The following is a 19862-nucleotide window of genomic DNA, read 5'->3' as shown; positions in this document are numbered from 1 at the left end:
CTGGCACCCGCAACGAGAGGAATTAGAGGGCGAGCCCTTGTTGCACGCCGGGGCGTGCCAGCATGCGCCGATAGTGGTCCGCGACCTTGGGAAAGTCGCTGATGGCCACCCCGTCGCCCTCAAGCCAGCTCGCCACCACGAACAGGTAGATGTCGGCCAGGCTGAACTGCTCCCCCAGCACCCAGGGGCCGGCCAGATAATGGCGTTCAATCTCCGCAAAGCCCTCGCGCATGTTGTGTGGCACCTTGGCCTGCATGGCGGCGATGGCCAGCGGGTCATCGGCCCAGCGGCTGCCGCGCCGGCCATGGGCATGGGCGACGTGCACGGTGGCGGCGAGAAAGCCGTGCACCTCCTGCATCCTGGCCAGCAGAAAGGGGTCGTCCAGCGGCGCGAGCCCGGCATCGGGAAAACGCTGCGCCACATAGAGCAGCAAGGCCGGGGTTTCGGTGAGCACGCCGCGCTCGGTCACCAGCGCCGGCACTCGGCCTTTGGGGTTGATGGCGAGATAGGCAGCGGAGCGCTGCTCGCCGGCCGCCAGATCCAGCCGTGTGACAACGTGAGGGGCACCGGCTTCGGTGAGGGCGATACGCACGGCCATGGCGCAGGTGCCGGGAGCGAGATAGAGGGTCAAATCAGACATGAACATCTCCTTGTGAAGCGCGTGCCCCCTGTGATCCCGGGTGGGGCGGGGCGCGCAAAAAAATCCGCACTGTCGCCTGGCATCCTACGCCCCCGGTTGCCGTCGGCCAAGGGCGGGATCCCGGCCAGGACAAGGAGGGCTGATGAAATCAAAGGCTTTTTGAGCGCAGCCACGCGGGAAAAACGGCTACGCATACCGGGTCAAATCGCTATAATGTGCTCCCTGAATAGCAGTTTTTCGGATGTTGGATAGTCAATTGAGTAACAAAATGCGGATAGGTGGTTCCCTCGAACAGTCCCTGAGCCAGGGATATCGTCTCGACCTCAAGGGGGTATTGCAGGAGAGCTGGCAACAGACGCGGCGCACCGGGTTCGGCCTGCTGCTGGCCATCGTCGGGGTAACGGCCATCTGGATACTGTTGAGCAACACCCTGCTGGCCCCCTATGTCAATCAGGAAGGGGGGATGGACGTGGCCCTGGTGCTGAGCCTGCTCATCACCGTCATCATGTCGCCCATGACCTCTTCCCTCGACATGCTGGGGTTGCAGCAGTCGGTGGGGGTGCGTGCCCGGCCGAGCCAGGTGTTCGACTTCTTTCGCCACTTCCTGCGCCTTGGCAGCCTGAGCCTGCTCGGCAGCCTCATCACCAGCCTGTTCGGCCCGCTGTTCGAACTGGTGGGGCTGCCGGTGATGCTGGCCTTTATTCCGTCGGCACTGATCGGCATGGGGCTGGTGTTTACCGTGCCGCTGGTGCTGGAGCGCGGCCTGTCGCCGGCGCAGGCCATTCTGGTCTCCCTCAAGCTGTTTGCTCGCGGCTGGCCCAGCATAGTGCTGCTGCACGGGGTCATGATGGCGCTCTTCTTCCTGGCGCTGATCCCCATGGGGCTGGGGCTTATCTGGGTGGCACCGCTCTATTTCAACTGCAAGGGGATCCTCTACCGGGATCTGTGCGGGGTGGCGGTCGAAGTAACCGACGTGAGCCAGGGCCCCGATCACTTCAACGCCTGACGGGCATGCAGGGCGTCAGACAACAGCAACAGATAGCGGCGCGTGTAGATGCGTGATGCAAAAGGATGGCATATGAACAATCGATACGGGATGGCAGCCGCGCTGTTGCTGACCCCCATGCTGGCAGTGGCGCAGCCCTTCCTCGAGCTGCAGTACGGCACCTTCTACAGCCAGATGAAGACCTTCGCCAAGGGGGAGTTTGGCCACGCCAGGCTGGGCTTTTATCTGACCGATCAGCAAAATGGCCGGCGCTGCCAGCTCACCTCGGCCCGGGTCTCGACCCTGGATCGGGACGTGGCGGCCGAGGTGACCGTCGACAGCGAATTGCGACTGCCCTATGACGACGACCTGAATCTCGACAAGGCAAGCGTGGTAGTGGGGCTCACCGAGCCTCATGAGGCCTGCGATCTGTCGGTGCAGGTGATGGCCGATGTGCCGCCGCCGGCAGACAGTCGGTGGGAGCTCAAGGTGAGCGAGCTGACGGGGCGCCAGCACGACATGCGGAGCCTGCTGGAGAAGCTGGCCGGCATGGTCGGCAAATATTTCCTGCCCGAGATGACGGGGGTGAGGGTCAGCCTGGTGCAGCCAAGCGGCACCGCCTACCTCATCGACGGTGCCCGCCAGCTGCCGCTGCCCTGGCAGGAGGGACAACTGCTGCTGAGCAACGCCCAGCTGGCGGAGTTTGCCGAGGGCAAGCTGCAGCTGCAGGGGGAGATCCTGCGGCTGACCCCCTGGCTGCACAAGGGTTGATGGGGCCCGGGCCGCTTGCTTGCCGGCATAAAAATAAAAAAGGAGCGCTTGGCGCTCCTTTTTTCATTGGTGATGGTGAGGGCTTAGCGCACCTCAATCACGTCCAGCATGTCCATCTCGTCGATGTCCAGCAGCGGTGCCTTGGGCAGCTCGGGCGGATCAAACGCCTTGTCGCCGCCGTCGATGATGCCGGAGTCGCGGTTGATGCTCTTGAAGTCAAACAGCTTGTGATCGAGCAGGTGGCTCGGGATCACGTCCTGAATGGCGGTGAACATGGTCTCGAGACGACCCGGGAAGCGGCGATCCCACTCCTGCATCATCTGCTTGATGGCCTGGCGCTGCAGGTTCTCCTGGGAGCCGCACAGGTTGCACGGGATGATGGGGAAGGCCTTGACCTCGGCATAGCGCACCAAGTCCTTCTCCTTGCAGTAGGCGAGCGGGCGGATCACCACGTTCTTGCCATCGTCACTCACCAGCTTGGGCGGCATGGACTTGAGCTTGCCGCCGTAGAACATGTTGAGGAACAGGGTCTCGAGGATGTCATCGCGGTGGTGACCCAGGGCAATCTTGGTGCAACCCAGCTCCTGGGCGGTGCGGTAGAGAATGCCGCGGCGCAGGCGGGAGCAGAGGGCGCAGGTGGTCTTGCCCTCCGGCACCTTCTCCTTGACGATGGCGTAGGTATCTTCTTCGACGATCTTGAAGTCGATGCCAAGGGTGCTCAGGTATTCGGGCAGCACGTGCTCGGGGAAGCCGGGCTGCTTCTGATCCAGATTGACCGCCACCAGATCGAAGTGGATGGGGGCGCTGGCCTTCAGGCTCATCAGGATGTCGAGCATGGCGAAGCTGTCCTTGCCGCCGGACAGGCACACCATGACCTTGTCACCCTCTTCAATCATGTTGAAGTCGGCAATGGCCTGACCTACGTTGCGCCGCAGGCGCTTCTGCAGTTTGTTGAAACTGTATTTTTCTTTGGCGTTAAGCTCTTCTAGCATGACCTGAAACCCGGGACAAAAATAAGCGGCTTATTATAGCCATGTCCCGGGGGAGGGCAAGAAAGGCTTATGCTGGACGGCGGCTATCGACCGGGCAGCTGTAGTCGGCGGGCTTGAGAATCAGCATGTCGCAGGCGAGGCGATCCACCACATGTTCGGCGGTGTTGCCAAGCAGGGCGGCGGAGAGCCCGGTGCGACCGACGCACCCCATGATCATCAGGGTAGCCTGCAGCTCGCCGGCGAGATCGGGCAGTACCTCTTCGGGCAGGCCTTCCGCCACCCGGGTCCAGAGATGGCCGATGCCGTACTTGTCGGCGTGGCTAAGCAACAGGCTCTCGTGGTGTTTGCGAATGGCGTCGTTGTAGGCGTTGGGGTCAAACTCCGGCAGCTCGATGGCCACGTTGACCGGGGTGCCCGGATAGGTGTTGACCAGATAGAGGTTGGAGCCGAGCAGCTCGGCGATGGCGATCCCCTCTTCGGTGATCCGCTCGTTGAGCAGCTTCTGATCCTGATCGTCGCTGGAGCAATTGATGGCGGCGATGATGTTGCCACCCCGCTGCCAATGCCCCTCTTTCACCAGCAGCACGGGGCAGGGGCACTTGCGCAGCAGGTGCCAGTCGGTGGGGGTGAAGATGAAGGTTTGCAGGAAGGAGTGGTGGTGAGTCGCCTTGACCACCAGATCGTGGCGCTGCTCCAGCACTTCCTGAATGATGCATTCGAAGGGACGGTTGTGCCAGACCACCTTGATCTCGCAGTCCAGCCCACGGGCACGGTAGGGTTTGAGTATGTCGTCGAGCCATTCACGGCGCTGGGAAATGACTCCGTGGCGCATCTCTTCCCGCTCATCCACCGACAGCATGGCGGTCATTTCATACGAGAAGTCGTAAATGGTGAGTAACAGGGTCAGCTGCGCCCCTTCATCCAGCTCGGCGACCTTGACCGCACGTTCGAGGGCGATTTGCCGCTCTTCTTCCGGGTTGATGACCACCAGGATTTTTCGGTACTTGACCATGTTCTCCTCCTCCTTGGCAAAAATACCAATGATGGCAGACCTTTAGCCATTACAGCTTAGCTCAGGAGGAGAGAGGGGGACGTGTGCCGGATCAAATTTCGGGGTAAACCGATCCGGCACCAGAGAGAGGAAGCTTAACCGCAGGGGGGGCGGGTTGCACCGGCCATGACGCCGAGGGCGACGTGATCCAGAACGGTAATGTACTTGCCCTTGACGCTGATGAGACCGGACTTCTGGAAGCGGCCCAGCAGACGGCTGATGGTCTCGACGGTGAGGCCGAGGTAGTTGCCGATGTCGCCGCGGGTCATGGAGAGGCGGAACTCCTTGGCGGAGAAACCACGCTCGGAGAAGCGCACCGACAGGTTGTGCAGGAAGGCGGCAAGGCGCTCTTCGGCATTCTTCTTGGAGAGCAGCAGGATCATCTCCTGGTCGCCCATGATCTCGTTGCTCATCAGCCGCATGATCTGCTGGCGCAGCTTCGGCATCTTGCCGGAGAGATCGTCGAGCACGTCGAACGGGATCTCGCACACCATGGCGGTTTCCAGCGCCTGGGCGAAGGAGGGGTGCGCCTGTTTGTGGATGGCGTCAAAGCCGACCAGATCGCCAGCCAGGTGGAAGGCCGTGATCTGCTCGTCACCCTGCTCGGTAATGGTGTATGACTTGATGGTCCCGGAACGGATGGCGTAGAGCGATTTGAGCTCATCGCCGGCCTTGAACAACTCTTCACCCTTCTGGATCGGCTTCTTGCGCTCGATGATGCTGTCCAGCTGATCGAGCTCGTTGTCGTTTAGAGTGAAGGGAATGCAGAGCTGGCTGATGCTGCAATCCTGGCAATGAATTGCACAGCCACCGCTCTGAATACGTCTGCCAGGTTTCTTTTCCGGGATCATAGGCTCATACGAATAATTGATTTATATCAAACAAGTTTACCATCAACTCATCCGTTTTGGATAGGGTTTCAAAAGGATGCAATCCCGATCCAGAGGGTATGCAGACCGTATGCGATGAGCAGCAGGGCCCCGCCAAGGCGCAAACTGCGCAGGGTCAGCCAGTAGCGCAGTCGATCCGCCAGCCCTCCCAGCGCAAACAGGGTCGGCAGGGTGCCGAAGCCGAAAAAGAGCATGATCAGCGCGCCGCCAGCGGCCGATCCCGCCGCCGCGCTCCAGGTCAGCATGGAGTAGACCAGCCCGCAGGGAAGCCAGCCCCACACCATGCCAAACGGCAGTGCCTGCCAGGCCGAGGTGAAGGGGATGAACCTGCCCGCCAGCGGCTTGAGGCGGGGCCACAACCTGGCGCCAATGCGCTCGAGCAGCAACACCCCCTGCCACCAGCCGGCGAGATAGAGCCCGAGGGCAATCATCAGGAAGGCCGCCACCAGCCGCAGGCCGGCGATGGCGTGCTTGCCCGCGCCGAGCTCGCTGGTGGTGGCGAGCAAGCCCCCCACCAGGGCGCCGGCAATCACATAGCTCAAGATCCGGCCGAGGTTGTAGTTGAGCAGGTAACCGAGCCGACCCCAGAAGTGCTGCTTCTCGGCAGGAATGGCCATGGAGAGGGCGGCGGAGACACCGCCGCACATGCCGATGCAGTGGCCGGCGCCGGCCAGTCCCACCAGCAGGGCGCCCAGCAGATCAAGGGTGGCCGTCATCTTTGTGCTCGTGCTCGGCGTGTTTGGAGGCGGGTTGCTCTTCATCGAACAGGATGTTGGAACCCTGGCGGTCGAGATCTTCAAACTGCTCGGAGCGAATGGCCCAGAAGAAGACGGCGCCGGCGATGATGACGAAGAGGATGGCGATGGGGATGAGGACGAAGATGATGTTCATGCAGCAAACCTTGCAATAAGAGGGGCCATGGTACACCCGTTGGTGGCCGCAGGCCCGTCGATTTGATGGTGAAGGGAGCAAGGCTCGCTCCCTTCACCCTGTCTGTCCCTGTGGTCACGGCTCAGCGGTTGAGCCGCATGGAGTTGGTGACCACGATGAGGGAGCTCAGCGACATGCCCGCCGCCGCCACATAGGGGGGCAGCCAGCCGCTGGCCGCCAGCGGCAGCACCAGCAGGTTGTAGCCGATGGACCAGGCGAAGTTCTCCTTGATGATCTTGCGGGTGCGCAGTGCCAGGGCACGGGCATCCAGCAGGCGGGAGAGATCGTCGGCCAGCAAAATGGCGTCGGCGCTGTTCTTGGCCAGATCGGTGCCGCCGGCCATGGCGAAGGAGGCATGAGCGCCGGCCAGCACAGGGGCGTCGTTGATGCCATCTCCCACCATGATGCTGATGTCGCCGCGGGCCTCGTGCTCCTTGAGATAGGCCAGCTTGCCATCCGGGGTGACCCCCTTGACCAGCTCGTCGACCCCCAGCTCGCGGGCCACCTCGTCGGCCTGGGCCGAGCTGTCGCCGGTGAGGATGGTGGTCTTGAGGCCAGCCGCCTTGAAGGCCTGGATCAGCGCCTTCGCATCGGGGCGCAGGGTGTCGGTCAGCAGGAAACGGGCGAGCGCCCGATCCTCGTCGGCCAGATAGATGACCAACCCGTCCGCTTGCGCTGCGTGGGCATCGCTGATGCCGAGCCAGCGGGCACTGCCGAGGCGATAGTGGCGACCGTCGATCACCCCTTCAATACCGTGTCCGATGACGGGGGTCACCTTGCTGGCCGCCAGCAGCACTGCGTCCTCTGCGGCGTTGCTGCGAAAGGCGCGGGCGATGGGGTGTTCGGAATAGGCCTCCAGGGCGCGGGCGATGGCAAGGCAGCGCGCCTCGTCGAAATTGCCCAGGGCCTCCGTGCTGGTGAGGCTGATGTTGCCCGTAGTCAGGGTGCCTGTCTTGTCCATCACGATGCGGTTGGCCCGGGTCAGTACGTCCAGCACGTGGCCGCGGCGCAGCAGGATGCCGGCACGGGTCAGGCGGGCGGTGGCCGAGGTGAGCGCGGTAGGAGTGGCCAGCGACAGGGCGCAGGGGCAGGTGGCCACCAGCACCGCCAAAGTGACCCAGAAGGCCTGCTCCGGCTGATGGAAGTGCCAGAAGGTCCATACCCCGGCGGCGATGAACAGCAGCACCAGAATGAAGTGGCGGGAGAGCACATCCGCCATCTGGGCGATGGCGGGTTTGTCGTCCAGCGCGTGATCCTGCAGCCGCATGATCTGGGCCAGACGCGACTCTTCGATACGATGACTGACCCGGATCTCCAATGGGGCGTCGGTGTTGATGGTGCCGGCGTAGACGGCATCTCCCGCCTGCTTGAGCAGCGGCAGCTGTTCACCGGTCAGCATGGATTCGTTGAGGCTGGCCTGCCCAAGCAGGATGATGCCATCCGCCGGCAGGGTGGCCCCCGCCAGCACTCGCACCCGATCGCCCACCTGCAGCGTCTTGGCCGCCACCTCGTGTTCACCATCCTCATCGAGCCGGGTGGCCATAATGGGCACCAGCCGCGCCAGGTTGGAGCTCGACTCGGAGGCCTTGCGTCTGGCCCGCAGCTCGAGGAAGCGCCCCAGCAGCAGGAAGAAGACGAACATGGTGATGGAGTCGTAGTAGACCTCGCCGGTGTTGAACACGGTGGCCCACATGGAGGCGACGAAGGCACCGATCAGCGCCAGCGACACCGACACGTCCATGGAGAGGTGCCCCTGCCTGAGGCTGCGCCAGGCGCCCACGTAGAAGGGCTGGGCCGAGTAGATCATGATGGGGGTGGAGAGCAGCAGACTTATCCACTTGAAATAGACCATGAACTCCTCTTCGACGCTGATGAAGAGGTCCATGTAGAGCGCCACCGCGCACATCATCACCTGCATGGAACCGAGCCCCGCCAGTGCCAGCCGGAACATGTAGCTGCGCACCTCTTTGGCGTAGAGCGCTTCCTGCTGGTGAGTCTGGAAGGGGTAGGCGCGATAGCCGATCTTGGCAAAGCCCTTGAGGATGTCGCTCAACGAGAGCCGGTCCGGATCCCACTTGATGCGGGCTCTGTGGGTGGTGGTGTTGACGTTGATGTAGTGCAGCCCGGTCAGGTTGCCCAGATGGCGTTCGATGAGCCAGGCACAGGCGGCGCAGGTCAAGCCTTCCACCGTCAGCTGGATCTCGCGCACCTTGTGGCTGCCGGTGGCGCTGTCGGTGACAAAATCCTGCTGTACTTCGGCCAGATCATAGTGGGTGAGGGCGGCGAGCTCTGCGGGTACCAGCTCGCCCTTGGTGCCGGGGGCGGTGCGGTGCTCGTAATAGCTGGCCAGGCCGCATTCGAGAATGGTTTCCGCCACCGCCTGACAACCGGGGCAGCACATGGGTTGGATTATGCCCTTTATCTCGAGGGCATAGCGGCTGCCGGCGGGGACCGGCTCACCACAGTGAAAGCAGCCAGTCATGGCAGATTGTCGCAGAGCACCGGGTCTGCGGATGAAAAGCGGTGACCACCGATCAGGGCCGGCAGGTCAGGATGAAGCGGGCCAGTCATGACTCAGCGCCCTTTGGGATCGAGTTCGACGGGGGCCTTGGTGGGGAGCTGGACTGTCTCTTGCAGCCGCCATTCGTGGTTGAAGGCATCCACCCGCACGTGCCACTTGCCGGTGAGCGGCTTGTCGAGCAGCAGGCGATAGACGCCGTTGCCGTCGGCGGTCACCATGTGCTCGCTGTCCATGCCGGCGAGGGTGGGGTGAAACAGGGAGAGGTAGAGCGCCTGGCCGGCCGGGATATCCCCTGACAGCGGTTTGAGGGTCAGCTCGTTGCCGTTGACCTCCAGCGCGATGTGGATGTTGAGGGCTTCGGCGCGATCAAACTTGCTGAGATCCTGATTAATCTCTTTGCCTTGCTTGTAATAGTCTTCGGCCACCAGATTGACGCCATCCTTGCTGGCGATGATCGCCGTGCTGATGCTGCCGATCACGGCGGCGGTCGGGAGGGCGATGATGAACCAGGGCCAGAATTGGCGATACCAGGGTTGGGACATAGTGCTACTACCGTGAAACCAGTGGTTAACGAAACAGAGGAATTTCAGTCAACACAAGATAACAAAAAGCCTCGAAGAGTCGAGGCTTTTTGCTGAGTAATCACGTGTTTATCACATGTTACTGCTTATTTTGCTGGTCGTTGTGGGACAAGCTGTAAACGTAGGAGGCGAGCAGGTGCACCTTGTCTTCACCCAGAATATCCTTCCAGGCCGGCATCACGCCGTGACGACCGTGGGTGATGGTCTGCTCGACCACCTGACGGGAACCGCCGTAGAGCCAGGTGTTGTTGGTGAGATCCGGTGCCCCGAAGGCGATGCCGCCCTTGGCGTCCGGACCGTGACAGGCGGCGCAGATGGTGAAGCGCGCTTCACCCTTCTTGGCTTCCACCATGTCCACCTTGCGACCGGAGAGGCTCAGCACGTACGAGGCCACTTCGCGGACCCCGTCCTTGCCGAGGATCTCGCCCCAGGCTGCCATCACGCCCTGACGACCGCCCATGATGGTGGTCTTGATCTGGTCGGGCGCGCCGCCCCATTGCCATTCGCTGTCGGTCAGGTTCGGGAAACCGCGACCGCCGCGGGCATCGGAGCCGTGGCACTGGGAGCAGTTCTGCAGGAACAGACGCTGACCCACCTTGCGGGCTTCCGGATCGGCGGCGATCTCCTCGATGGCGCGATAGGTCTTGCCATCGGCCTGATAGGCCAGCTCACGGAACTTGGCGCCGTAGATCTCGTCAGCCTTGACGAGCTCGCGATCGTACTCCACCGCACGGCCTTCCGCCTTGGCGGAAGCCGCCGCCGCCTTGGACTCGGCCAGCGAGCGTACGTCCTGGTTGGAGCTCTGCCAGCCCAGCACGCCCTTGAAGTTGCCAAGGCCCGGGAAGGCAATCAGATAGACCAGACCGGTGACGATGAAGAAGAGGAACATGTAGGTCCACCACTTCGGCAACGGGTTGTTGATCTCTTCGATACCGTCGAAGGCGTGTCCCATGGACTTGCCTTCTTCCACGCCCATCTTGTCGCGCAGGCACCATACCAGCAGCAAGAAGCAGCCGAGGATGGTCCCCAGACTGATGACGGTCACAAAAATGCTAAACAAAGTGCTCATTATTGTTTCGCTCCTGCGTTCTTGTTATCAGCACTGGGTTGCTCGTCGTCGGCAAATACCAGATTGGCAGCCTCGTCGAAGGAGGTCTTGCGGCGCTTGCTGTAGGCCCAGACGATGATGCCGATCATGATGGCCATCAACAGCAGGGTATACAGGCCGCGAAAAGTGCCGTAATCCATATCCTGACTCCTTTATTTCAGGGCATGACCCAGTGATTGCAGATAGGCTACCAGCGCATCCAGCTCGGTCTTGCCCTTCACGGCCTCACCGGCCCCCTGAATGTCGGCATCCGTGTAGGGTACGCCGAAGTGATCGCGGAACAGGGCCAGCTTCTTGCCGGTCAGCTCACCGGTCAACACGTTGGTGTCGAGCCAGGGGAAGGCGGGCATGTTGGACTCGGGCACCACGTCGCGCGGGTTGATCAGGTGGGCACGGTGCCAGTCGTCGGAATAACGACCGCCAACTCGGGCCAGATCCGGACCGGTACGCTTGGAGCCCCACAGGAAGGGGTGCTCCCAGACGCTCTCACCGGCGACCGAGTAGTGGCCGTAACGCTCGGTTTCGGCGCGGAACGGACGGATCATCTGGCTGTGGCAGACGGTGCAGCCTTCGCGGATGAAGATGTCGCGCCCTTCCATCTGCAGGGCGGTGTAAGGCTTGAGGCCCTCGACCGGCTCAGTGGTCTGCTTTTGGAAGAACAGCGGGGTGATTTCCACCAGGCCCCCCAGGCTGATGGCAAAAATGATGCCGACCACCAGCATGGGAACGCTCTTTTCAAAGATCTCGTGACGGTTATTGTTGCTCATGCTTTGACCTCTTCAATCATGCTGGCTGTGCGACAGGTTCCAGGGAACCTTTGGGCGCAGTGATGGTGCGATAGGCGTTGTAGGCCATCAGCAACATGCCGGTGACAAAGAAGCAGCCACCCAGGAAGCGCACGAAGTAGAAGGGATAAGAGGCCTGCAGCGCTTCTACGAAGCTGTAGGTCAGGGTGCCGTCGTCGTTGACCGCACGCCACATCAGACCCTGCATCACACCGGAAATCCACATGGCGACGATGTAGAGCACGGTACCCACGGTCGCCAGCCAGAAGTGGACGTTGATGAGCTTGATGCTGTACATGCGGCCCTGGCCGAACAGGTTCGGGATCAGGTGGTACACGGCACCGATAGATACCATGGCAACCCAGCCCAGTGCGCCGGAGTGGACGTGACCGATTGTCCAGTCGGTGTAGTGGGAGAGGGCGTTGACGGTCTTGATCGCCATCATCGGGCCTTCGAAGGTGGACATGCCGTAGAACGACAGGGACACGATCAGGAAGCGCAGGATGGGGTCGTAACGCAGTTTGTGCCAGGCACCGGAGAGGGTCATGATGCCGTTGATCATGCCGCCCCAGGAGGGCACGAACAGGATCAGGGACATCACCATGCCGAGGGACTGTGCCCAGTCAGGCAGGGCGGTATAGTGCAGGTGGTGCGGACCGGCCCAGATGTAGAGGGAGATCAGCGCCCAGAAGTGAACGATGGAGAGACGGTAGGAGTAGACCGGACGACCCGCCTGTTTCGGTACGAAGTAGTACATCATGCCGAGGAAGCCGGCAGTCAGCAGGAAGCCTACCGCGTTGTGGCCATACCACCACTGCACCATGGCATCCATGGCGCCGGAGTACATGGAGTAGGACTTCATGCCCGAGAGCGGCACTTCCATGTTGTTGACGATGTGCAGCACGGCCACCGTGATGATGAAGGCACCGAAGAACCAGTTCGCCACATAGATGTGGGAGGTGGTGCGCTTGACCAGGGTGCCGAAGAAGACCACGGCATAGGCGACCCAGACGATGGTGATGGCGATATCAATCGGCCATTCCAGCTCTGCGTACTCCTTGGAGGTGGTGTATCCCAGCGGCAGCGAAATGGCGGCAGAAAGGATGATGGCCTGCCAGCCCCAAAACACGAAGGTCGCCAGCGGGCCACCAAACAGTCGGGTTTGACAGGTGCGTTGCACCACATAGAAGGAGGTCGCCATCAGGGCGCTACAGCCAAATGCGAAGATGACCGCGTTGGTGTGCAGAGGGCGAAGGCGACTGTAAGTCAGCCAGGGAGTATCAAAGTTGAGGGCAGGCCAGATCAACTGGGCTGCAATCAGTACGCCAACCGACATGCCGACAATTCCCCAGACAATCGTCATGACGGTGAACTGGCGAACAACGGTGTAGTTGTACTCAGGATGGTTAGTTGTATGGCTCATCGTTGTATTCCGCTTCCGATGCTGCTGTTGTTTGATTTTGTGTCCAGTGAGGTGGACCGACTTCATTGGCTACTGCCTTTTCTCTTGTTAACAACTGTTAATAAAAGGAAAAGCAAAAAGTAGCTAAATGAAAATTCAATGGGAATGATACTGAACTGACAGGTAAAATAACAGTATAAACAGTGATATATTTGGCTCCGTTGGGTCTCGCCTGTTCAATTATTTACCTTGCGCGAGATCACGAAAATGTCATTTTTCAGACATCTTACAAGGTTGTTTTTTCATGAAAGAGAGACTCACTTCACGCAAAATTATCCATTTGGCGATCGTGTTGACTATTTTGCTCGGTTTGGTTGCCTATCGAACCTGGTTCGATGGCGCGCAGACGGCGATGGCTAGCTCGGAAAAAGATCAGATTTGTGATCTGTCCCACAGCTCATGCCCCCTGCAGGTGGGGAATAAGCCGCTGACCGCCCGCATCGCCTCGCTGCCGGTCCAGGCCGAACGTGACTTCGTGATACAGCTTCAGGGCGGCGATCCGGCCGTCACGCCGGTGAAGGCGTGGCTGGAGGGGCGGGACATGTTCATGGGGACCATTCCGGTCACTTTTGAGGCCACAGCCCAGGGCTGGCAAGGGACGACCCTGGTGGGATCCTGCACCTCGCCGATGATGGTCTGGCTGCTCAATATCGAGTGGAGCAATGGCCAGCGCCAGCAACTGGCGCTCTCCGTCGCTCGCTGAGGGCCTCTTCCTGAGGTGTAAAAGGAGGGGGCAAGGTGAAAATTGATTTGAATTTTTCAGGCAGGGCGTTACCTTGCACTGATTGTCAGGGAGTGAAGTTCATTTAATCATGATTGAAAAACAAGCATTTTATCGCACGCTCAACCAGCAGGCCCAGGCATTGCTGGAGGGAGAGCCGGATCTCATCGCCAACCTGGCCAACCTGTCCGCCCTGCTCAATCAGGAGCTGACCGACATCAACTGGGTCGGCTTTTACCTGTTGCAGGGGGAGACCCTGGTGCTCGGCCCTTTCCAGGGCAAGCCGGCCTGCGTACGCATTCCGGTTGGGCGTGGTGTCTGTGGCACGGCGGTGGCCGAGGGCAAGACCCAGCTCATCGACGACGTGCATCAATTTGAGGGGCATATCGCCTGCGACGGTGCCAGCAATGCCGAAATCGTGATCCCGCTGCGCCAGCGTGGCGAGATCATTGGCGTACTGGATATCGATAGTCCAATCTTTAACCGCTTTGACGAGCAGGACCGGATTGGCCTCGAAGAAACGGTGCAAATTTTGGAAAGCATGCTCTAAGTCATTGCTTGATGGTTCGCAAAAGGCCCCAAGCTCTCTATAATGGGGCCTTTGTTGTGCTCGGGCGTGCCCGCGCGTTTATATGAAAGCCAAGGTTATACATGGAAAACACTGAGAAGCTGAAGAACAGTAAAGAGATCGTTGCCTACCTGGTCGAGAAATTCCCGGCCTGCTTCATTGCTGAAGGAGAGGCCAAGCCGCTCAAGATTGGCATCTTCCAGGATTTGGCCGAGCGTCTTGCTGACGACGCCAGAGTCTCCAAGACCATGCTGCGCTCCGCTCTGCGTCAATACACCTCCAGCTGGCGTTACCTGCATGGCCTCAAGGCCGGCCAGGCCCGTGTCGATCTGGACGGCAACCCGGGCGAGCTGCTCACCGAAGAGCACATCGAGCACGCCAAACAGGCTCTGAAAGAGAGCAAAGAGCGCGTCTTTGCCAGCCGTCGTACCAACAATAAAGAAGAGAAGGCCAAGCAGCCGCGTCGTCCTGCCCCGCGCAAGGCCGATGCCGCCGCCAAGTCCAGCAAGCCGAAAGCCGCTCCCAAGGCTGCCCCGGTTGCTGACGAGGCCCCGCTGGTCAAGGTGGATGCCGCTACCCTGAAAGTAGAGCAGGGCGTGCGCGTGGTGCTGGGCAAGTCGCCGGTACCGGCCACCATCAAGGAAGTGACCAAGGATGACGTTCAGGTTCAATTGCAGACCGGCATGATGCTGCGGGTCAAATTCGAGCACCTGGTTCTCTAAGGAGACAAATGTTGAAGCATGGCGTAATTCGTTTTTCCCTCGTTGCCTGTAGCCTGGCGCTTGCCGGGCTTGCACAGGCCATCGAGCCGGTGCTCAAGGAAAGTGATTTGCCTGTGTTGGCTCAGGAGAGCCAACATGCTACGGCTAGCAAGCGAATTGCCAATCTGTTTACCCGCTCGCATTACAAGCAGTTCAAGCTGGACGATGCCTTTTCCTCCGTGATCTTTGACAAGTATCTGGAGAATCTGGATTACAGCCGCAACCTGTTTCTGGCCTCTGACATCAGCCGTTTTGAAAAGTACCGTACCGGCTTTGACACCGACCTCGAAAGAGGGCGGCTGGCGCCGGCCTACGAGATGTTCAACCTGAGTCAGCAGCGGCGTTATGAGCGGTTCGAATACGCCCTCAAACTGCTCGATACTCCTTTCGATTTTACCCAGCCCGACAACTACGTGTTTGATCGGGAAGGGGCGGCCTGGCCGAAAGACGAGGCCGAACTCAACGAGTTGTGGCGCCAGCGGGTCAAGTTCGATGCCCTGAGCCTCAAGCTCAGCGGCAAGGAGTGGCCCGAGATCAAGGAGCTGCTCGGCAAGCGTTACAACAACGCCATCAAGCGGATGTCCCAGACCGAGAGCGAGGATGTATTCCAGCTCTTCATGAACTCCTTCGCTCGCGCCATCGAGCCGCACACCAGCTATCTGTCTCCGCGCAGCGCCGATCGTTTCAACACCGAGATGAACCTCTCGCTGGAGGGGATTGGGGCCGTGCTGCAGGCCGAAGATGACTTCACCGTCATTCGCTCTCTGGTGCCCGGTGGCCCGGCCGCCAAGTCCAACCACCTTAAACCGGACGACAAGATCGTCGGGGTAGGGCAGGACGACGGCAAGATTGTCGACGTGATCGGCTGGCGTCTCGATGACGTGGTCGAGCTCATCAAGGGGCCCAAGGGCAGCAAGGTGAAGCTGGAGATCCAGCGCGGCAAGGGCGCCAGCGCCAAGACCGAGCAGATCGAGCTGGTGCGTGACAAGGTACGTCTGGAAGACAGGGCCGCCAAGTCCAAGGTGATCACCGCCGAGGGCAGGAAGATCGGCGTGCTCGAGATCCCGAGCTTCTACGTCAACCTGCACGACGACGTGATCAAGGAGCTCTCCAGCCTCAACAAGCAGAAGATCGAGGGGCTGATCGTCGATCTGCGTGGCAACGGCGGTGGTGCGCTGACCGAGGCCTCTGCCCTGAGCGGCCTGTTCTTCGCGAGCGGCCCGGTGGTGCAGATCCGGGATCACATGGGCCGCATCACCGTCAATGGTGATGACGACGGCAACGTCTACTACGGCGGCCCCATGTCGGTGATGATCGACCGCTACAGTGCCTCGGCTTCCGAGATCTTTGCCGCCGCCATGCAGGATTACGGCCGCGCCCTGATCCTCGGCGAGAACTCGTTTGGCAAGGGCACGGTGCAGCAGCATCGCAGCCTCGCCAAGGTTTATGACTTCTACGAGCAGCCGCTGGGTCACGTGCAGTACACCATCGCCAAGTTCTACCGGATCAACGGTGGCAGCACCCAGAACAAGGGGGTCGCCCCGGACATCAGCTTCCCCACCGCGGTGGCACCGGAAGAGACAGGCGAGAGCCGCGAGTTCAACGCCTTGCCGTGGGACAAGATAGCGTCGGCCAAGTACGACAAGCTCGGCAACTTTGCCAGCTTGCTGCCCAAGCTGCAGGCGGCCCACGAGGCGCGGATCAACAAGGATCCGGAGTTTGCCTACGTGATGCAGGACATCGCCGAGTACAAGGAGGAGAAAGACAAGAAGTCGGTCTCCTTGAACGAGGCGGAGCGTCTGGCGGATCAGGCCAAGCAGGACGAGAAGGCGCTCAAGCGCGCCAACGAACGCCTGACTCGCCTGGGCAAGCCGACGGTGAAGAGCCTGGACGATCTGCCTGCCGATTTTGAGGCACCCGACGAGTATCTGGTCGAGGCTGCCAACATCACGGCGGATCTGGCCAAGCTCAGCAAACGCGGCTGAACAGGGACAGCCAATTAATCAACAAGGGCGACTTCGGTCGCCCTTTCCTTTGCCTGAATGCAAACTATTTGACCCTGCCAACCGGTTATGACAGCCTCTGACACGTCAATAACAAGCGTGGAAGCAAACAATAATGACCGATCACTCCCAGGCCATGACGGCCAAATATCGCCAGGATTACCAGGCGCCGCTCTACTGGTGCGACAGCATCGATCTCGACTTTCAACTGCAGGAGCCGCAGACCCGGGTCACCGCCATCTCCCGCCTGCGTCGCAACGGCGACCACAAGGAGCCGCTGGTGCTGGATGGCGAAGGGCTGGTCCTGCACGCCATCAGCGTGGACGGGGTTGCCTTTACCCAGTATGAGCAGGGGGAGAGCAGCCTGACCCTGTTCAACCTGCCGGCAGAATGCGTGCTGACCATAGTCACCGACATCAACCCGGCCGCCAACACCGCGCTGGAAGGGCTCTACAAGTCCGGAGATGCCTACTGCACCCAGTGCGAGGCGGAAGGGTTCCGACGCATCACCTATTACATGGACAGGCCCGACATTCTGGCCCGCTACAGCACCCGCATCACCGCCGACAAGGCCAAGTATCCTTTCCTGCTCTCCAACGGCAACAAGGTCGACAGCGGCGATCTGGGTGATGGCCGCCACTTCGTGCAGTGGCAGGATCCCTTCCCCAAGCCGAGCTACCTGTTTGCCCTGGTGGCCGGGGACTTCGACGTGGAGCGGGGTAGCTACGCTACCCGTAGTGGCCGCAAGGTGGCCCTCGAGATCTTCGTCGACAAGGGCAACCTGGACAGAGCCGGTTTCGCCATGGAGAGCCTCATCAACTCCATGCGCTGGGACGAGCAGCGCTTCGGCCTCGAGTATGACCTCGACATCTACATGATCGTGGCGGTGGACTTCTTCAACATGGGCGCAATGGAGAACAAGGGGCTCAACATCTTCAACTCCAAGTTCGTGCTGGCCAACCCGGCTACCGCCACCGACAGCGACTACCACGGCATCGAGCGGGTGATCGGCCACGAATACTTCCACAACTGGACCGGCAACCGCGTCACTTGCCGCGACTGGTTCCAGCTCAGCCTGAAAGAGGGGCTGACGGTGTTCCGGGATCAGGAGTTCTCCTCCGATCTGGGTTCGCGCGGGGTCAATCGCATCAACAACGTGCGCACCGTGCGCGGCCCGCAGTTTGCCGAGGATGCCGGCCCCATGGCCCATCCCATCCGCCCGGATGTGGTGATCGAGATGAACAACTTCTACACCCTGACCGTCTACGAGAAAGGCTCGGAAGTGATCCGCATGCTGCACACCCTGCTGGGTGAGGAGGCCTTCCAGGCGGGCATGCGCCTCTATTTCGAGCGCTTTGACGGTCAGGCGGTCACCTGCGATGACTTCGTGCAGGCGATGGAAGATGCCTCCGGGGTCGATCTCGGCCGCTTCCGCCGCTGGTACAGTCAGTCCGGTACCCCCGAACTCACCGTGACCGACGAGTACGATGCCGACAGCGGCGTCTATCGCCTGCACGTGAGCCAGCACACCCCGCCGACCCAGGATCAGCCGCAGAAACTGCCGCTGCATATCCCCCTCGACATCGAACTCTATGACGAGCAGGGTGCCGTCATCCCGCTGCAGTACCAGGGCAAGGCCATCGGCAACGTGCTGGACGTGTTGGAAGCGGAGCAGACCTTCGTGTTCGACAAGGTATCGGTCAAGCCGGTACCCTCCCTGCTGCGGGACTTCTCTGCGCCGGTCAAACTGCACTATGACTACAGCGACGAGGCTCTGGCCTTCCTGATGCGCTTTGCCCGCAACGAATTTGCCCGTTGGGATGCGGCGCAGATGCTGATCAACAAGGCGGTCATCGACGGCGTGGCCCGGACTCAGCAAGGGCAGGGGGTTGATGTCTCCCGGACCCTGCTGGCGGCCTTTGTCGCCATCCTTGACGACGAGGGGCTCGACCCCGCCTTCAAGGCTGAGATCCTGGCGCTGCCGGGTGAGGCGACCCTGGCCGAGCTGTTCGAGGTGGCCGACATCGATGCCATCCATCAGGTGCGCAACGAGATCCAGACCTCGCTGGCCCACGCCTTCGGGGCCCGTCTGGTGGCCTGCTACGAGAGTTTGCGCCTGCCGGCTTATCAGGTGGTGCACGCCGACATGGCCAAGCGGGCGCTCAAGGGGGTCGTGCTGGGCTATCTGGCGGCCCTCGATGCCGGCAGCGCCGATCTGCTGGTGCGCCAGCAATATGCGGCTGCCGACAACATGACCGACACCCTGGCGGCGCTGCAGGTGGCCAACAGCCATCTGCTGCCGTGCCGCGCCGAGCTCTTGGCCGATTTCGAAGGCAAGTGGGCCAAAGACGGACTGGTGCTGGACAACTGGCTGCGGCTGGTGGGTGCCAAGCCGGCGGAAGACGTGCTGGAAGAGGTGAAGCAGGCGATGGCGCACCCCACCTTCAGCATTCGCAACCCGAACCGGCTGCGGGCGCTGGTGGGCAGCTTTGCCATGAACAACCAGGTGCAGTTCCATGCGCGCGATGGTCGCGGTTACCGCTTCCTGACCGATCTGCTGATCGAGCTTAATGAGGTCAATCCGCAGGTGGCATCCCGCCTCATCACTCCGCTCATCCAGTTCAAGCGGCTCGATGAGGGGCGCAAGGCGCTGATCCGCACCGAGCTGACCCGTCTGGCCAACCTCGAGGGGCTGGCGCGGGATTTGTTCGAGAAGGTGAGCAAGGCGCTGCAGCAGTAAGCACGAGCGGGCGGGGGAGTCATCTCCCGCCCTTTACCGTGAGTCTTCAACCACGACCAGAGGAGTCATCGTGAAGCAGTTTACCTTTCGCCTCTCATTGAGCCATGACGAGGTCATGCTGATGTACCAGGGCCATGCCAAACGGCTGGTGGTGCGCAGCGAGCAGGGGCTGACCCTGGAACTGGGCATTGAGAAAATCCGGCCCTTCGTCGCCATCAGCGGGGTACATGGCTACTTTCGCCTCAAAACCCAGGACGATTATCGCTTTATCAGCCTCGAACGCATAAATTAACAAAACTTGAACATATTTCCGCGTAATTCACTGCTTTCAGTCACTATCTATCCGGTAAATC

The 19862-nt window shown here is 60.9% G+C and carries 20 protein-coding genes; 8 read left to right on the top strand and 12 right to left on the bottom strand.

Annotation, left to right across the window (positions count from 1 at the left end; all coding sequences use genetic code 11):
- Positions 1-22: 22 nt before the first annotated feature.
- Positions 23-640, bottom strand: a complete 618-nt coding sequence (locus G5134_RS13370) for a glutathione S-transferase family protein (RefSeq protein WP_065017635.1) — start codon at positions 638-640, stop codon at positions 23-25.
- Between the two features lie 268 nt (positions 641-908).
- Between G5134_RS13370 and G5134_RS13365 the strand changes: the two genes are divergently transcribed.
- Together G5134_RS13365 and G5134_RS13360 are read left to right on the top strand one after the other, a co-directional pair.
- Positions 909-1646: a hypothetical protein gene (locus tag G5134_RS13365; RefSeq protein WP_005300757.1), complete on the top strand. Its 738-nt coding sequence runs from the start codon at positions 909-911 to the stop codon at positions 1644-1646.
- Between the two features lie 72 nt (positions 1647-1718).
- Positions 1719-2396 (top strand): DUF2987 domain-containing protein, encoded by a 678-nt coding sequence (locus tag G5134_RS13360; RefSeq protein ID WP_065017634.1) that lies wholly within the window; start codon positions 1719-1721, stop codon positions 2394-2396.
- Between the two features lie 83 nt (positions 2397-2479).
- Here G5134_RS13360 and ttcA read toward each other — a convergent pair whose 3' ends face one another.
- The 11 genes from ttcA to ccoN form a co-directional block, all read right to left on the bottom strand.
- Positions 2480-3388, bottom strand: coding sequence for a tRNA 2-thiocytidine(32) synthetase TtcA (gene ttcA / locus G5134_RS13355; RefSeq protein WP_005300763.1), 909 nt, complete (start codon positions 3386-3388; stop codon positions 2480-2482).
- Positions 3389-3455: 67 nt separating this feature from the next.
- On the bottom strand, positions 3456-4400 hold the full coding sequence (gene uspE / locus G5134_RS13350; protein ID WP_017764530.1) for a universal stress protein UspE: 945 nt from the start codon (positions 4398-4400) through the stop codon (positions 3456-3458).
- Between the two features lie 134 nt (positions 4401-4534).
- Entirely contained in the window at positions 4535-5290 is a 756-nt protein-coding gene (locus G5134_RS13345) for an FNR family transcription factor (RefSeq protein WP_005300768.1), read from the bottom strand.
- Between the two features lie 68 nt (positions 5291-5358).
- Positions 5359-6045: a sulfite exporter TauE/SafE family protein gene (locus tag G5134_RS13340; RefSeq protein ID WP_065017633.1), complete on the bottom strand. Its 687-nt coding sequence runs from the start codon at positions 6043-6045 to the stop codon at positions 5359-5361.
- A complete protein-coding gene (gene ccoS / locus G5134_RS13335; RefSeq protein WP_019838738.1) occupies positions 6029-6220 on the bottom strand; it encodes a cbb3-type cytochrome oxidase assembly protein CcoS in 192 nt (63 codons plus the stop codon). The genes G5134_RS13340 and ccoS overlap by 17 nt, the downstream gene beginning before the upstream one ends.
- 121 nt (positions 6221-6341) lie before the next feature.
- Positions 6342-8741, bottom strand: a complete 2400-nt coding sequence (locus G5134_RS13330; protein ID WP_065017632.1) for a heavy metal translocating P-type ATPase — start codon at positions 8739-8741, stop codon at positions 6342-6344.
- A 92-nt stretch (positions 8742-8833) separates the two neighbouring features.
- A complete protein-coding gene (locus tag G5134_RS13325) occupies positions 8834-9322 on the bottom strand; it encodes a FixH family protein (RefSeq protein ID WP_017782879.1) in 489 nt (162 codons plus the stop codon).
- A 118-nt stretch (positions 9323-9440) separates the two neighbouring features.
- Entirely contained in the window at positions 9441-10430 is a 990-nt protein-coding gene (gene ccoP, locus G5134_RS13320; RefSeq protein ID WP_005300777.1) for a cytochrome-c oxidase, cbb3-type subunit III, read from the bottom strand.
- Positions 10430-10609: a CcoQ/FixQ family Cbb3-type cytochrome c oxidase assembly chaperone gene (locus tag G5134_RS13315; RefSeq protein ID WP_005300779.1), complete on the bottom strand. Its 180-nt coding sequence runs from the start codon at positions 10607-10609 to the stop codon at positions 10430-10432. Before G5134_RS13315 ends, ccoP begins: the two co-directional genes overlap by 1 nt.
- A 12-nt stretch (positions 10610-10621) precedes the next feature.
- Complete coding sequence (ccoO, locus tag G5134_RS13310; protein ID WP_005300783.1) at positions 10622-11236, bottom strand: cytochrome-c oxidase, cbb3-type subunit II; 615 nt, start codon at positions 11234-11236, stop codon at positions 10622-10624.
- Positions 11237-11252: 16 nt separating this feature from the next.
- The gene (gene ccoN / locus G5134_RS13305) at positions 11253-12677 is read right to left on the bottom strand and encodes a cytochrome-c oxidase, cbb3-type subunit I (RefSeq protein WP_005300785.1); all 1425 of its coding nucleotides are present in this window, start codon (positions 12675-12677) and stop codon (positions 11253-11255) included.
- 283 nt (positions 12678-12960) lie between these two features.
- On the opposite strand from ccoN, the gene G5134_RS13300 reads away from it, so the two are divergent.
- The 6 genes from G5134_RS13300 to G5134_RS13275 all read left to right on the top strand — a co-directional run bounded on the left by G5134_RS13300 (position 12961) and on the right by G5134_RS13275 (position 19801).
- The gene (locus tag G5134_RS13300; RefSeq protein ID WP_019838735.1) at positions 12961-13419 is read left to right on the top strand and encodes a hypothetical protein; all 459 of its coding nucleotides are present in this window, start codon (positions 12961-12963) and stop codon (positions 13417-13419) included.
- A gap of 109 nt (positions 13420-13528) precedes the next feature.
- Positions 13529-13987, top strand: a complete 459-nt coding sequence (locus G5134_RS13295) for a GAF domain-containing protein (RefSeq protein ID WP_065017631.1) — start codon at positions 13529-13531, stop codon at positions 13985-13987.
- A 101-nt stretch (positions 13988-14088) separates the two neighbouring features.
- The gene (proQ, locus tag G5134_RS13290; protein WP_005300795.1) at positions 14089-14727 is read left to right on the top strand and encodes an RNA chaperone ProQ; all 639 of its coding nucleotides are present in this window, start codon (positions 14089-14091) and stop codon (positions 14725-14727) included.
- A gap of 8 nt (positions 14728-14735) precedes the next feature.
- Positions 14736-16751, top strand: coding sequence for a carboxy terminal-processing peptidase (gene prc, locus G5134_RS13285; RefSeq protein WP_065017630.1), 2016 nt, complete (start codon positions 14736-14738; stop codon positions 16749-16751).
- A 133-nt stretch (positions 16752-16884) separates the two neighbouring features.
- Positions 16885-19509 (top strand): aminopeptidase N, encoded by a 2625-nt coding sequence (gene pepN, locus G5134_RS13280; protein ID WP_421232054.1) that lies wholly within the window; start codon positions 16885-16887, stop codon positions 19507-19509.
- A gap of 70 nt (positions 19510-19579) precedes the next feature.
- A complete protein-coding gene (locus tag G5134_RS13275) occupies positions 19580-19801 on the top strand; it encodes a DUF2835 domain-containing protein (protein ID WP_005300804.1) in 222 nt (73 codons plus the stop codon).
- Positions 19802-19862 lie beyond the last annotated feature (61 nt).

Origin of the sequence: Aeromonas sp. 600276, assembly GCF_049175815.1 — a bacterium.
Lineage (GTDB): Bacteria > Pseudomonadota > Gammaproteobacteria > Enterobacterales > Aeromonadaceae > Aeromonas > Aeromonas dhakensis.
The sequence above is the reverse complement of the archived record's forward strand: the minus strand, read 5'-3'. Positions and strand labels throughout refer to the sequence as shown.

Bases quoted from the DNA above. Each gene is read 5' to 3' on its own strand.
- G5134_RS13370 (WP_065017635.1), bottom strand. From the start codon at position 640: ATGTCTGATTTGACCCTCTATCTCGCTCCCGGCACCTGCGCCATGGCC.
- G5134_RS13365 (WP_005300757.1), top strand. From the start codon at position 909: ATGCGGATAGGTGGTTCCCTCGAACAGTCCCTGAGCCAGGGATATCGT.
- G5134_RS13360 (WP_065017634.1), top strand. From the start codon at position 1,719: ATGAACAATCGATACGGGATGGCAGCCGCGCTGTTGCTGACCCCCATG.
- ttcA (WP_005300763.1), bottom strand. From the start codon at position 3,388: ATGCTAGAAGAGCTTAACGCCAAAGAAAAATACAGTTTCAACAAACTG.
- uspE (WP_017764530.1), bottom strand. From the start codon at position 4,400: ATGGTCAAGTACCGAAAAATCCTGGTGGTCATCAACCCGGAAGAAGAG.
- G5134_RS13345 (WP_005300768.1), bottom strand. From the start codon at position 5,290: ATGATCCCGGAAAAGAAACCTGGCAGACGTATTCAGAGCGGTGGCTGT.
- G5134_RS13340 (WP_065017633.1), bottom strand. From the start codon at position 6,045: ATGACGGCCACCCTTGATCTGCTGGGCGCCCTGCTGGTGGGACTGGCC.
- ccoS (WP_019838738.1), bottom strand. From the start codon at position 6,220: ATGAACATCATCTTCGTCCTCATCCCCATCGCCATCCTCTTCGTCATC.
- G5134_RS13330 (WP_065017632.1), bottom strand. From the start codon at position 8,741: ATGACTGGCTGCTTTCACTGTGGTGAGCCGGTCCCCGCCGGCAGCCGC.
- G5134_RS13325 (WP_017782879.1), bottom strand. From the start codon at position 9,322: ATGTCCCAACCCTGGTATCGCCAATTCTGGCCCTGGTTCATCATCGCC.
- ccoP (WP_005300777.1), bottom strand. From the start codon at position 10,430: ATGAGCACTTTGTTTAGCATTTTTGTGACCGTCATCAGTCTGGGGACC.
- G5134_RS13315 (WP_005300779.1), bottom strand. From the start codon at position 10,609: ATGGATTACGGCACTTTTCGCGGCCTGTATACCCTGCTGTTGATGGCC.
- ccoO (WP_005300783.1), bottom strand. From the start codon at position 11,236: ATGAGCAACAATAACCGTCACGAGATCTTTGAAAAGAGCGTTCCCATG.
- ccoN (WP_005300785.1), bottom strand. From the start codon at position 12,677: ATGAGCCATACAACTAACCATCCTGAGTACAACTACACCGTTGTTCGC.
- G5134_RS13300 (WP_019838735.1), top strand. From the start codon at position 12,961: ATGAAAGAGAGACTCACTTCACGCAAAATTATCCATTTGGCGATCGTG.
- G5134_RS13295 (WP_065017631.1), top strand. From the start codon at position 13,529: ATGATTGAAAAACAAGCATTTTATCGCACGCTCAACCAGCAGGCCCAG.
- proQ (WP_005300795.1), top strand. From the start codon at position 14,089: ATGGAAAACACTGAGAAGCTGAAGAACAGTAAAGAGATCGTTGCCTAC.
- prc (WP_065017630.1), top strand. From the start codon at position 14,736: ATGTTGAAGCATGGCGTAATTCGTTTTTCCCTCGTTGCCTGTAGCCTG.
- pepN (WP_421232054.1), top strand. From the start codon at position 16,885: ATGACCGATCACTCCCAGGCCATGACGGCCAAATATCGCCAGGATTAC.